This is a genomic window from Luteimonas sp. 22616, from assembly GCF_052044325.1.
GTDB lineage: Bacteria > Pseudomonadota > Gammaproteobacteria > Xanthomonadales > Xanthomonadaceae > Luteimonas.
Genome location: NZ_JBQEMW010000002.1, coordinates 378,203 through 390,926 on the forward strand (window position 1 = coordinate 378,203; position 12,724 = coordinate 390,926).

Sequence of the window (12,724 nt, forward strand, 5' to 3'; positions counted from 1 at the left end):
CCCGACGCCTCCTCGCAGGAGGCAGCATGGAGTCTGTCGGCGGCCGCGTGACGACCGCGTCGCGGAGGCCGGGCGAGGAGGGGTCAGCCGTTGTTGCCGTGCAGCAACCGCAGCAGCGCGACGCGCGGCAGCTTGCCGGTCTCGTTGCGGGGCAGTGCATCCACGCAGCGCAGCCGCCGCGGCAGGAACACCGGGTCGATGCTGCGCCGCAGCGCGCGCAGGATGTCCGCCTCGACCAGCGTGGGGGCGACCACCAGTGCGGCGATGCGATGCACGCCGATGTCGTCGGCGTCGTCGAGCTGGAACACCACGCCGTCCTGCACCCCGGCGATGCCCAGCAAGCGTCGCGTCAGGTCACCGAGCGAGGCGCGCTTGCCGGCGATCTCGAGCAGGTCGCTTTGCCGGCCGCGCAGCACGAAGCGGCCGTCGGCATCGCGGCCGCTGTCGAGCAGTTCCACCAGGTCGGCCAGCACCACCGGCTGCGGCAGATGCGCCGCATGCACGAGGGTGCCATCGGGCTGCGGCGCCACGCGCACGCCGGGCAGCGGCGTCCACGCCTCCTCCAGCGCGGTGCGGCGGCGCGCGATCACGCAGGTTTCGGTGGAGCCGAATACCTCCCGCACTTCGCAGCCGAAACGCGCTTCGGCCGCGGCGGCCAGCGGTTGCGGCAGCGGCGCGGTCGCGGTGACGATCGCGGCCATCGGCGGCAGCGACACCCGCGCCTCGACCAGCGCGCGCAGGTGCACCGGCGTGGTCACCAGCAACCGCGGCGCGCTCGCTTCGGCCAGGGCCTCGGCCACGTCCTGCGGGAAGAACGGGCGCACGCCGTGCACGGCCACGTTGCCCAGCAACGGCAGCAGCACCGACATCTCCATGCCGTACATGTGCTGCGGCGGCACCGTGGCCACCGACTGCACGATGGCGTCGTCTGGCCACAGGCCCGACAGCGCGGCCAGGTTCTGCGCGGTGCTGGTGCGGAAGCTGCGCCAGGTCTTGGGATTCGGCTTCGGCGTGCCGGTGCTGCCGGAGGTGAAGCCGATCGCGACCAGCGCGTCGTCGTCAATGTGCGGGCGCTCGCCGTCGCAGCGCGGCAGCACGTCGGGCATGCGCACGTAGTGCGGCAGCGGCGCGAGCGAAGCGTGCGGGCAGCCGCAGTGGTCGCCGTCGCCGAGGCAATAGCTGTGCGGATGCTGGGCGCGTACGTCGTCGATCGCCGCGCGCGTGCGCGATGGCGGCAGCAGCGTGGTCTGTCCGCGCAGCGCCACCGCGCAGAACGCGACCAGGAAGCGGTAACGGTCCTCGCACAGGTTGATCGCGTGGCTCGCCTCGGGCAGTTGCTGCGCCAGGCCGCGGACGTGCGAGAAGAACGTGTCGAGCGAGACCACGCCGCCGGCGTCGAATGCGATCGCGCGCGCGCCGTCGCCGCACGCCAGCGGCTGGCGCGAAGTGGACGCCGTCGCGGACGGCCCTGGTTGGGTTTCGATGACTGCCGACATTGCGTACTTGTTGCCGGACGGCAAGCGGCCGCCCTGTGTCCCATCCGTAGATCCCCGTTGATTAGCTTACGCTGAGCGGCATGCCCGACGCCAAGCCGCAATTCATGTTCAGCCCACCGGATGAGCTCGCCGTCGGCCCGTTGCGCTGCGCGTGGGGCCCGCACCACCACGGCACGCCGGCCGAGACGCTGGTGCGGCCGTGGCTGGCCGGCGCGCTCGGCCTGCCCGCGGAGGTGCTCCCCCTGCGGCGCGATGCGCATGGGCGCCCGAGGCTGGATCCGCCGGCCGCCAACGTCGACGTGAGCTGGAGCCACAGCGGCGAACGCCTGCTGGTGGCCCTGGGCCGCGACGTGCAGGTGGGGGCCGACCTCGAACTGCTGCGCCCGCGCCCGCGCGCACTGGCGCTGGCCGAGCGTTTCTTCGCCCGCGCCGAGACCGAAGCGCTGGCGGCGCTGCCGGCCGCGGCGCAGGAGGCGGCATTCGTACGCCTGTGGTGCGCCAAGGAAGCGGTGCTCAAGGCCCACGGCCGCGGGCTGGCGTTCGGCCTGCACCGGCTCGAGTTCGCCCTGCGCGACGATGCCTGGGTGCTGGTGGCATGCGATCCGGAACTGGGTCGACCGTCGGACTGGACGCTGCACGCGTTCATGCCGATGCCCGGCTACCTGGCCAGCCTGGCCTGGCGGCCGCAACCCATCCTCCTGTAGGAGCGGCTTCAGCCGCGAGCCTTGGCTGTTGCCTCTCACCTGCGAAGGCAGGCGTGTTCAGGGATCGCGGCGCGACCAAGGGGGCATCCCTCCCCAGCTTTCGCAGGAGGGAGCGAAAGCTCGCGGCTGAAGCCGCTCCTACAATGCGTGGATGAACGCTGCCTCCGACCCCGCACTGCGCGCCGAACTCGTCGCCGGCCTCGCCACGCTCGGCCTCGATGCCGCGCTGGCCGAGCCGCTGCTCGCCTACCTCGCCCTGCTCGACCGCTGGAACCGCACCTACAACCTCACCGCGATCCGCGACCCGCGCGCGATGGTGTCGCTGCACCTGCTCGATTCGCTGGCGATGCACCCGTTCGTGCGCGACGTCGGCACCCTCGCCGACCTCGGCAGCGGCGCCGGCCTGCCGGGGATCCCGCTGGCGATCGCGTTGCCGGCGCTGCAGGTCACCCTGGTCGAATCCAACGGCAAGAAGGCGCGCTTCCTGCGCGAGGCGGTGCGCACGCTGGGGCTGGGCAACGCGCGGGTGGCCGAATCGCGCGCCGAGGCGCTGGCGCAGCCGGGCGCCTTCGATGCCATCACCGCGCGCGCGATGGCGACCCTGGCCGACCTGCTTGCGGCCGGTGCGCACCTGCTGCGCCCGGGCGGACGGCTGCTGGCAATGAAGGGCGTGATGCCGGACGACGAGATCGCCGCGCTGCCGGCCGGCTGGCAGGTGCAGGCCACGCATCCGCTTGCTGTGCCGGGGCTGGACGCCGAGCGCCACCTGGTCGTGGTGGGCCGGGCGCCGCACTGAGCGCAGCCGGCGCGCGCACCGCTGGCATCGGCTGCCGCTGGCGTCGGCGCCCCGGGGCAGGCGACCGGGGTGATGCATAATCACCGGCCCGGATCGCTGGCCCCGCGCCCGCGTCCGCACCCTTCGCACCGAGGCTCCGGACCCCATGGCCCGCATCATCGCCATCGCCAACCAGAAAGGCGGCGTCGGAAAGACGACCACGGCGGTGAACCTGGCCGCGGCGCTGTCGCGCACGCCCAAGCGCGTGCTGCTGGTCGACCTCGATGCGCAGGGCAACGCGACCATGGGCAGCGGCGTCGACAAGCGCGAAGTGCAGGCCTCGACCTGCGACGTGCTGCTGGAGGAAGTCCACGCCCGCGACGCGATCGTGCGCACGCCCGAAGGCCTCGACCTGCTGCCCGGCAACACCGACCTGACCGCGGCCGAGATCGAGCTGATGGACGAGGAGGGCCGCGAGCAGCGCCTCAAGCGCGCGCTCGACCCGCTCCGCCCGGACTACGACTTCATCATCATCGACTGCCCGCCGGCGTTGTCGCTGCTCACGCTCAACGCGCTGACCGCGGCCGACTCGGTGCTGGTGCCGATGCAGTGCGAGTACTACGCGCTCGAAGGCCTGACCGCGCTGCTGCAGACGATCGACGCGCTCAAGGCGCGGCTCAACCCGGGGCTGGAGATCGAAGGCGTGCTGCGGACCATGTTCGACGTGCGCAACAACCTTGCCAACGCGGTCTCGGCCGAACTCACCAACCATTTCGGCGACAAGGTCTTCCGCACCATCGTGCCGCGCAACGTGCGCCTGGCCGAGGCGCCCAGCCACGGCCAGAGCATCGTCGGCTACGACCGCGGCAGCCGCGGTTCGGTGGCCTACCTTGGCCTGGCCGGCGAGCTGCTGCGGCGCCAGCGCGAGCGCGAGAAAGACCAGCGCGAAAAAGACAAGCAACAGGAACCCGCATCGATGGAGAACCCAGCATGAGCGCCAAGGCGCCCGCCAAGAAGCGCGGCCTCGGACGCGGCCTGGAAGCGCTGCTGGGCCCCAAGGCCGCAGCCGACGCCCCGGCGCTGGAAGCCACCCCCGGCGACACCCTGCGCGCTCTGCCGGTCGACGCGATCGCGCCGGGCAAGTACCAGCCGCGCAAGCAGTGGGACCAGGACAAGCTCGACGAGCTGGCCGAGTCGATCAGGGCCCAGGGCGTGATCCAGCCGATCGTGGTGCGGGAGTTGCCCGACCGCACCTTCGAGATCATCGCCGGCGAACGCCGCTGGCGCGCCTCGCGCCTGGCCGGCCTGGCCGAGATCCCGGCGGTGGTGCGCCGCGCCGACGACCGCACCGTGGTCGCGATGGCGCTGATCGAGAACATCCAGCGCGAAGACCTCAACCCGCTGGAGGAAGCGCAGGCGCTGCAGCGGCTGATCGACGAATTCGACCTCACCCACGCCCAGGCCGCAGGCGCCGTCGGCCGCTCGCGCGCCGCGGTGTCCAACCTGCTGCGCCTGCTGGAGCTGCCGCCGGCGATCCGCGCGCTGCTCGAAGCGCGACGGCTGGAGATGGGCCACGCGCGCGCACTGCTGACGCTGTCGCCGGAGCTGGCCAGCAAGCTGGCGTCCGATGCGGCCGAGAACGGCTGGTCGGTGCGCGAGGTCGAGCACCGCGCGCAGCAGTTCGCCGCCGGCAAGCTGCCGGCGACGGCGAAGAAGACCAACGGCGGCAAGGCGCGGCCGCAGGCCGACATCGCCTCGCTGGAAACTGAACTGTCCGAATCGCTCGGCACCCGGGTCAGCGTCGTCCATGGCCGCGGCGGCAAGGGCCGGCTGGTGATCCACTACAGCGACCTGGACACGCTCGACGGCGTGCTCGAACGGTTGCGCACCAAGGCCTGAGCGCAGGCCTGCGCACGCACTGCCCGGCTCCCATCCCTCCCGCCCGCTTCCGTCCATGAGCGCGCCGCAACTCTCCATCGTCGTCCCGGTCTTCAACGAACAGGACAATGTCGCACCACTGGTCGCCGAGATCGTGGCCGCGCTGCGCGGGCGCGCAGCGGGAGACGGCGGCGACTTCGAGATCGTCTACGTCGACGACCATTCCCGCGACGGCACCTTCGCCGCGCTGCAGCGATTGAAGGCGGAAGTGCCCGAGTTGCGGGTGTTGCGCCACGCGACGCAAAGCGGCCAGAGCACCGCGATCCGCAACGGCGTCAAGGCCGCGCGCGGGGCGTGGATCGCGACCCTCGATGGCGACGGCCAGAACGACCCCGCCGACATCCCCAAACTGCTCGCGCAGCGGGCGCAAGCGCCCGGCGCGGTGAAACTGTTCGCCGGCTGGCGCGTCAACCGCCAGGACTCGGGCAGCAAGCGCTGGGCCTCGAAGTGGGCCAACGCGATCCGCTCGCGGATGCTGCGCGACGACACGCCCGACACCGGCTGCGGGATCAAGCTGTTCGAACGCGCCGCGTTCCTCGACCTGCCGTATTTCGACCACATGCACCGCTACCTGCCGGCATTGATGCAGCGCGCCGGCTGGCAGACGACCAGCGTGCCGGTGCACCACCGCCACCGCACCACCGGCGTGTCGAAGTACAACAACCTCAATCGCGCACTGGTCGGCATCCGCGACCTGCGCGGCGTGGCCTGGCTGATCCGGCGCAGCCGGGTCACCGCGGTCGAGGAAGTCGGCTAGCCGCCTGTTTTTCCTGTCATCCCGAACGCAGCGAGAGAGCTTCCCAGCGCGCGCCCCGATGGTTTGCCCGCACCCCGAGATCCCTCGCTACGCTCGGGATGAGATTCCCAGAAGCGCCCGGAGTACCGCCGATGATCCCCGCCACCGATTTCATGAACACCGCCATCGAGTGGCTCGAGTGGACCGGCCTGCACATGTCGCCCTGGAAGCTGATCGGGCTGACCGGCGCGCTGATGTTCGGCGGCCGCTGGGTGGTGCAGTTCCTGGCCTCGCGCAAGCACCGCAAGCCGGTGATCCCGCGCCTGTTCTGGTACATGAGCCTGGTCGGCAGCGTGATGACGCTGAGCTATTTCGTGTTCTCGCAGAAGCAGGATTCGGTCGGCGTGGTGCAGAACCTGTTCCCCGCCTTCACCGCGGCCTACAGCCTGTACCTGGACATCCGCCATCGCGGCTGGCGCCGCGACCGCGCCGGCCATTGAGCCAGGATCCGCACCGACACGGCGCTCCAGCCAATGCGCACCGGATGTTCGCTGCGGATAGGATGTCGCGACCTTTCCCGGGGATTTCCGTCTTGAACCACATCCGATTGCACGGCGTACTCGCGTTCGCCCTGGCGCTGGCCGCGCCGCTCGCGCTTCCCGCGCTGGCCGCCGAGGCCACCACCGCCACGACGGTCGCAACGCCCGCCGCCGATGCGGCGTTCCGCGCCATCTACGAAGCCGAGTGGTCCTGGCGTGAACGCGAGTTCGGCATCCCCGCCGACGAGGACGACGAAGGCGGCGTCGACCTGCCGCGGCTGCCCGATGTCGGCGCGGCCGCGCAGCAGCGCCGGCTGGCGATGTGGGATCGCGTGCTCGAGCAGCTCGACGGCATCGACCCGGCCGCGCTGTCGCCCGCCGAACAGGTCGACTACGCCGTCTACAAGCCGCAGGTGGAGAACCTCGCCGCCAGCCTCCGCTTCCGCGACTACGAGATGCCGTTCAACGCCGACAGCTCGTTCTGGTCGAACCTGGCCTTCATGGCTCGGCGGCCGATGCGCGACGCTCAGGCCTACCGCAACTACATCGGCCGACTGGGCGACGTGCCGCGCTACTTCGACCAGCAGGTGGAGAACATACGCGCGGGACTGGCGCGCGGCTTCAGCGTGCCCAAGGCGGTGCTGGCCGGGCGCGACACGTCCATCGCCAATGTCGCCGGGCTGACCGACCCCGAAAAGTCGGCGTTCTGGAAGCCGTTCGAGAAAATGCCGGCGTCGATCCCGGCCGCCGAACAGGAACAACTGCGCGCGCAAGCCCACGAGGCGATCACCGGTCAACTGATCCCGGCCTACGGCAAGCTGCTGGCGTTCTTCCGCAACGAGTACATGCCGGGCGCGCGCGACACACTGGCAGCCGAAGCGATGCCCGACGGCGAGGCCTGGTACCGGCAGCAGATCCGCGAATACACCACGCTGGACATGGCGCCCGAAGAGATCCACCAGATCGGCCTGCGCGAGGTGGCGCGGATCCGCGCCGAGATGGACGCGATCATCCGCCAGACCGGCTTCAAGGCCCCGCCCGGGAAGGACCCGTTCGCCGCGTTCCTGCATTTCCTGCGCACCGATCCGCAGTTCTACGCCAAGACCCCGGAGGAACTGCTGCGTCGCGCCGCGTGGATCAGCAAGCGCGTCGACGGCGAGGTCGGCAAGGTCATCGGCACGCTGCCGCGCGGGCGCTTCACCATCGTCCCGGTGCCCGATGACATCGCCCCGTTCTGGACCGCCGGCCGCGGCGGCGCCGATACCTACTGGGTCAATACCTACGACCTGCCGTCGCGCCCGCTGTACAACCTGCCGGCGCTGACCCTGCACGAATCGGTGCCGGGCCATTCGCTGCAGGGATCGCTGGCCCGCGAGCAGGACGCGCTGCCGGCGTTCCGGCGCAAGAACTACATCTCCGCCTACGGTGAGGGATGGGGCCTGTACAGCGAGGACCTCGGCGTGGAGATGGGCATCTACCAGACGCCCTACGAGGACTTCGGCCGCCTGACCTACGCGATGTGGCGCGCCTGCCGGCTGGTGATCGACACCGGCGTGCACCACAAGGGCTGGACCCGCGACCAGGCGCTGGTCTACCTGCGCGACCGCACTGCGCTGTCCGAGCACGAGGTCACCACCGAGGTGGACCGCTACATCTCCTGGCCGGCGCAGGCGCTGTCGTACAAGCTCGGCGAGCTCATGATCGTGAAGTTGCGCAAGGAAGCCGAGCAGGCGCTCGGGCCGCGCTTCGACGTGCGCAAGTTCCACGACGTCGTGCTGGCGCAGGGCTCGGTGCCGCTGCCGGTGCTGGAAACCCAGGTGCGGGCCCATATCGCCGAGGCCGGGGTCGCGAAATCCGGCGCGCCCACCTCCGCCGCGGGCGCCAGCCGCTGACCCGCCACGAGCGAACCGGAAGCCGGCTGTGCCTGCACCGAACACTGCGCTGAATGCGCCCAGCCCGGGCTCCGGGCTGGGCCAGGCCGTGCGATGGCGCGGGCCGACGGGGGCGGAAGGCGCGAGAAGCGCGCGGCTGGAGCCGCTCCCACGGCTCCCGCATGGTGGCGCCAGATGTTCGGGAGTCCTTGCCCGGGGCCGGCCCGGCCGGCATAATGCGCGGCTCACTGCGTCCGGTCGGCCCTTCCAGGCCTGCGACCGGGCGGGCCCGGAAGCGCGATTCCGGCCCGCCGCCGGCAGTGCGGATTCAACCCGTTTTGCGTGGCGCCATCCCGTGGGGATGCGTCGGGGCCGCCGTCTCCCAGGCCATGGGCGACAACAACTTACCTTCGAGGTGCGTCATGTCCCGGACTTGTCAAGTCACCGGCAAGCGCGTGATGAGCGGCAACAACGTCTCGCACGCCAACAACAAAACCCGTCGTCGTTTCCTCCCCAACCTGCACGAGCGCCGCTTCTGGGTCGCCAGTGAGAACCGTTGGGTGAAACTGCGCGTTTCCGCAGCTGCCATGCGCACCATCGACAAGAACGGCATCGACGTCGTCCTGGCCGACCTGCGCGCCCGCGGCGAAAAGGTCTGAGGAGAACACCATGGCTACCAAGCGCGACAAGATCCGTCTGATCTCCTCGGCCAACACCGGCCACTTCTACACCACCGACAAGAACAAGAAGAACACCCCCGGCAAGATGGAGGTCAAGAAGTACGACCCCGTCGTCCGCAAGCACGTGATCTACAAGGAAGGCAAGATCAAGTGACGATTTGCCAGCCAACGCACAGCGTTGGCGCCAGCAAATCGTCATCCCCGAATGCTTTGGTCGGGGATCCAGTGACTTGAGTTCTGCAAGAAGCCCGCCGCAAGGCGGGTTTCTTTTTGCCCGGATATTTCAAAAGCCGAACCCTCACCCGGCGCTTCGCGCCTCCCTCTCCCGCTTTGCAGGAGAGGGGATGTCAATCCGGGCTTGAGCCCCTCTCCTGCGAAGCGGGAGAGGGGTTGGGGTGAGGGTGTGTCAGGTGGCGCGGCGACGCAAGACGCCGCCCAGCTACACTCCTGTTCCCGCCGTCGAAGGCCCCCTCATGCTGCCTGGCTGGATCCTGCTGCTGGTCTCCGTGGCCTATGCCGCGCTGCTGTTCGCGGTGGCGTGGTGGGGCGACCGCCATCCGCAGTATTCGCAGGGCCGCACCTGGCTGCGGCCGCTGGTCTACAGCCTGTCGCTGGCGGTGTACTGCTCGTCGTGGACGTTCTACGGCGCGGTCGGCACCGCGGCGCGCACCGGCATCGGCTACTTCCCGATCTACCTCGGCCCGCTGCTGATGCTGCTGTTCGGCTGGCGCATCCTCGAGCGCCTGGCGCTGATCGCGCAGTCTCAGGGCACGGTCTCGATCGCCGACTTCATCGCCGCGCGCTACGGGCGTTCGCAGCGGCTGGCAGCGATGGTGTCGGTGATCGCGCTGATCGCGGCGGTGCCGTACCTGGCGCTGCAGTACAAGGCGGTCGCGGTCAGCCTGGGCGTGCTCGGCGGGCGCGCGGTGTCGCATTCGGCGCTCGGCGATCCGGCGCTGTACGTGGCGGCGCTGATGGCGCTGTTCGCGATCCTCTACGGCACCCGCCAGGTCGACGCCAGCGAGCACCGGCCGGGCATGATGCTGGCGATCGCGCTCGAATCGATGGTCAAGCTGGTGGCGCTGATCGCGGTCGGGATCTTCGCGATCAGCTGGTTCTCCAGCCGCGACCTGCACCTGGTCGAGGCCACCCGCTCGCTGCTGGTCGCGCAACGCCCGGTCGGCTTCATCGGCCAGACCCTGCTCGCCTTCGCCGCCATCATCTGCCTGCCGCGGCAGTTCCACGTCGCCGTGGTCGAGTGCGTGGAAGTGGCCGACATCCGCCGCGCACGCTGGATGTTCGGCACGTATCTCGCCGTGATCTCGCTGATGGTGCTGCCGATCGCCAGCGCAGGCGTCGCGCTGTTCAACGGCGACCCCAGCATTGCGCCGGACAGCATCGTGCTCGCGCTGCCGCTGGCCGAAGGCCGCGACTGGCTGGCGCTGGCCGCCTACATCGGCGGCTTTTCCGCGGCCACCGGCATGGTGATCGTGGCCAGCGTGGCGCTGGCGACGATGGTCAGCAACGACCTGGTGATGCCGCCGCTGCTGCGCCGCGGCTGGGCGCAGCGCCACGACGGCAACGTCGCCTCCTTCGTGTTGTGGATCCGCCGCATCGCGATCGTGTGCTTCGCGACGATGGCCTACGGCTACTACCGCGTCAGCGGCAGCGACACCACGCTGGCGTCGTATGGATTGATGTCGTTCGCGGCGGTGGCGCAGTTCGCGCCGGCGCTGATCGGTGGCCTGTACTGGCGCGGCGCCAGCCGGCAGGGCGTGGAGGCCGGCCTGCTGCTCGGCTTCGCGGCGTGGCTGTACACGCTGCTGCTGCCGGCGCTGACCGACGCCGGCTGGTTCGACCGGGGGTGGATCGACAACGGCCCCTTCAACATCGGCTGGCTGCGGCCCCGGCAGCTGTTCGGGCTGGTCGGCTGGGACTCGCTGACCCACGGCACGTTCTGGTCGCTGCTGCTGAACATCGGCGCGCTGTTCCTGGTGTCGGCGCGCTGGCGGCCGGGCTTCGACGAGCGGCTGCGCAACGCGCCCTTCCTCGATCCCTATGCCGCACGCCCGGCCCTGGTGCCCGGCGCCTCGCACAGCGGCGTGCAGATCGGCGACCTGCTGGCGCTGACCGGACGCATCGTCGGCGAACGCCCCGCGCGGCGCGCGTTCGGCGAACAGGCCGAGGCCCGCGGCGAGACGCTGGCCGCGCATGCGCCCGCCGACCGACACTGGGTGCAGTTCACCGAACGCATGCTGGCCGCAGCGATCGGCTCGTCGAGCGCACGCCTGGTGCTCACCCGCGCGCTCAAGGGCTCGGGCATGGACGTGGCCGAAGTGGTCGCGGTGCTCGACGAGGCCGGGCAGGAGATGCGCTTCAACCGCGAGATCCTGTCGAGCACGCTCGAGAACCTCGGCCAGGGCGTGAGCGTGGTCGACCACGACATGCGCCTGGTGTCGTGGAACCGGCGCTACCAGGAAATGTTCGAGTACCCCGACGGCATGCTCTACGTCGGCCGCCCGGTCGCCGACCTGATCCGCTACAACGCCGAGCGCGGCGAACTCGGCAGCGGCGAGGCGGTGGAGCACGACGTGCAGGCACAGATCGACAAGCGCATCAGCTACATGCGCGCCGGTTCGCCGCACGTGTTCGAGCGCGTGCGCGCGTCCGGCCAGGTGATCGAGATGCGCGGCCAGCCGCTGCCCGGCGGCGGCTACGTCACCAGCTACAGCGACGTCACCGACTACAAGCGCGCCGAGGCCGCGCTGCGCGAAGTCAACGAGACCCTGGAGCAGCGCGTTGCCACGCGCACCCGCGAGGCCACCGATGCGCAGCAGTCGCGCACCCGTTTCCTCGCCGCGCTCAGCCATGACGTGCTGCAACCGCTCAACGCCGCGCGCCTGTTCACCTCGGCATTGCGCGAGGCCGAGGAGCCCGCCGAGCAACGCCACCTGGCCGAGCGCGTCGACACCTCGCTGCGCGCAGCCGAGGAACTGCTCGATGGCCTGCTCGACGTCTCGCGCCTGGATGCCGGCGCGCTGAAGCCCGAGCTCAGCGATTTCGACGCCGGCGAGCTGCTGCGCCAGCTCGCCGCGCAGTACGCACCGATGGCCGCGGCGCGCGGCATCGACCTGCGCCTGCACCTGCGGCCGACGCCGGTGCGCAGCGACCGCCGCCTGCTGCGGCGCGTGCTGCAGAACTTCCTCGCCAACGCGCTGCGCTACACCCGCGAGGGCCGCATCGTGCTGGCCACGCGCGTGCGCGGCGACCGTGTCGAACTGCAGGTCTGGGACACCGGCCCGGGCATTCCCGACCACCACCTCGGGCAGATCTTCGAGGAGTTCATGCGCTACGAGCAGCCGACCAACTGGGGCGAACAGGGCCTCGGCCTGGGCCTGTCGATCTGCCAGCGCATCTCGCACATCCTCGACCAGCCGATGCGCGTGCGCTCGACCCCGGGACGCGGCAGCATGTTCTCGATCTTCGTGCCGCCCGCGCACGGGCCGGTGGCGGCGCTGGAACAACCTCGCGGCGGGCTTCCGGATTCGCTGACGGGCATGCGCGTGCTGTGCGTGGACAACGACTCGGACATCCTCGCCGGCATGGCCGCGCTGCTCGGCCGCTGGGAAGTAGACGTGCTGCGCGCGGCCACCGTCGACGAAGCGCTGGCGAAGATGGCCGGCAGACCCGACGTGCTGCTGGTCGACTACCATCTGCACGACCGGCTCGACGGACTCGATACGCTCGACGCGCTGCGCGAAGGCCGCCCACAGCTACCCGGCGCCCTGCTCACCGCCGATGGCAGCGACGCCCTCAAGCAGGCCGCACGCGCCCGCGGCTACCGGGTGCTGACCAAACCGATCAAGCCGGCGTCGCTGCGGGCGTTCCTGGCCGCGCAGCGCACCCAGGCTGCAAGCGAAGGCGCCTGACACCGCGGCTTCCCGCCATCGACAGCGACGAGGGGGCGTCGTCCCCGCACCGCGCA

At 70.6% G+C, this 12,724-nt stretch carries 11 protein-coding genes; 10 read left to right on the forward strand and 1 reads right to left on the reverse strand.

Features of this window, described 5'->3' with window-relative positions; all coding sequences use genetic code 11:
- Positions 1 to 83: 83 nt before the first annotated feature.
- Positions 84 to 1,496 carry an AMP-binding protein gene (locus tag ACTJIL_RS14100; protein ID WP_440756246.1) on the reverse strand — a complete coding sequence of 471 codons (1,413 nt, stop codon included), beginning with the start codon at positions 1,494 to 1,496 and terminating at the stop codon, positions 84 to 86.
- 80 nt (positions 1,497 to 1,576) lie between these two features.
- Between ACTJIL_RS14100 and ACTJIL_RS14105 the strand changes: the two genes are divergently transcribed.
- From ACTJIL_RS14105 to ACTJIL_RS14150, 10 genes are all read left to right on the forward strand, one after another.
- Positions 1,577 to 2,200: a 4'-phosphopantetheinyl transferase family protein gene (locus ACTJIL_RS14105; protein ID WP_440756247.1), complete on the forward strand. Its 624-nt coding sequence runs from the start codon at positions 1,577 to 1,579 to the stop codon at positions 2,198 to 2,200.
- Between the two features lie 151 nt (positions 2,201 to 2,351).
- Positions 2,352 to 2,996 carry a 16S rRNA (guanine(527)-N(7))-methyltransferase RsmG gene (gene rsmG / locus ACTJIL_RS14110; protein ID WP_440756248.1) on the forward strand — a complete coding sequence of 215 codons (645 nt, stop codon included), beginning with the start codon at positions 2,352 to 2,354 and terminating at the stop codon, positions 2,994 to 2,996.
- A 145-nt stretch (positions 2,997 to 3,141) separates the two neighbouring features.
- Entirely contained in the window at positions 3,142 to 3,969 is an 828-nt protein-coding gene (locus ACTJIL_RS14115; protein WP_440756249.1) for a ParA family protein, read from the forward strand.
- Positions 3,966 to 4,874 carry a ParB/RepB/Spo0J family partition protein gene (locus tag ACTJIL_RS14120; RefSeq protein WP_440756250.1) on the forward strand — a complete coding sequence of 303 codons (909 nt, stop codon included), beginning with the start codon at positions 3,966 to 3,968 and terminating at the stop codon, positions 4,872 to 4,874. The genes ACTJIL_RS14115 and ACTJIL_RS14120 overlap by 4 nt, the downstream gene beginning before the upstream one ends.
- A 55-nt stretch (positions 4,875 to 4,929) precedes the next feature.
- A complete protein-coding gene (locus ACTJIL_RS14125) occupies positions 4,930 to 5,670 on the forward strand; it encodes a glycosyltransferase family 2 protein (RefSeq protein ID WP_440756251.1) in 741 nt (246 codons plus the stop codon).
- A 152-nt stretch (positions 5,671 to 5,822) separates the two neighbouring features.
- Entirely contained in the window at positions 5,823 to 6,149 is a 327-nt protein-coding gene (locus ACTJIL_RS14130) for a lipid-A-disaccharide synthase N-terminal domain-containing protein (RefSeq protein ID WP_440756632.1), read from the forward strand.
- A gap of 62 nt (positions 6,150 to 6,211) precedes the next feature.
- On the forward strand, positions 6,212 to 8,080 hold the full coding sequence (locus tag ACTJIL_RS14135) for a DUF885 domain-containing protein (RefSeq protein WP_440756252.1): 1,869 nt from the start codon (positions 6,212 to 6,214) through the stop codon (positions 8,078 to 8,080).
- 401 nt (positions 8,081 to 8,481) lie between these two features.
- Positions 8,482 to 8,718: a 50S ribosomal protein L28 gene (gene rpmB / locus ACTJIL_RS14140; protein WP_027079589.1), complete on the forward strand. Its 237-nt coding sequence runs from the start codon at positions 8,482 to 8,484 to the stop codon at positions 8,716 to 8,718.
- A gap of 10 nt (positions 8,719 to 8,728) precedes the next feature.
- Positions 8,729 to 8,893: a 50S ribosomal protein L33 gene (gene rpmG, locus ACTJIL_RS14145; protein ID WP_027079588.1), complete on the forward strand. Its 165-nt coding sequence runs from the start codon at positions 8,729 to 8,731 to the stop codon at positions 8,891 to 8,893.
- A gap of 319 nt (positions 8,894 to 9,212) precedes the next feature.
- The gene (locus ACTJIL_RS14150) at positions 9,213 to 12,668 is read left to right on the forward strand and encodes a hybrid sensor histidine kinase/response regulator (RefSeq protein ID WP_440756253.1); all 3,456 of its coding nucleotides are present in this window, start codon (positions 9,213 to 9,215) and stop codon (positions 12,666 to 12,668) included.
- The last annotated feature ends 56 nt before the right edge of the window (positions 12,669 to 12,724 follow it).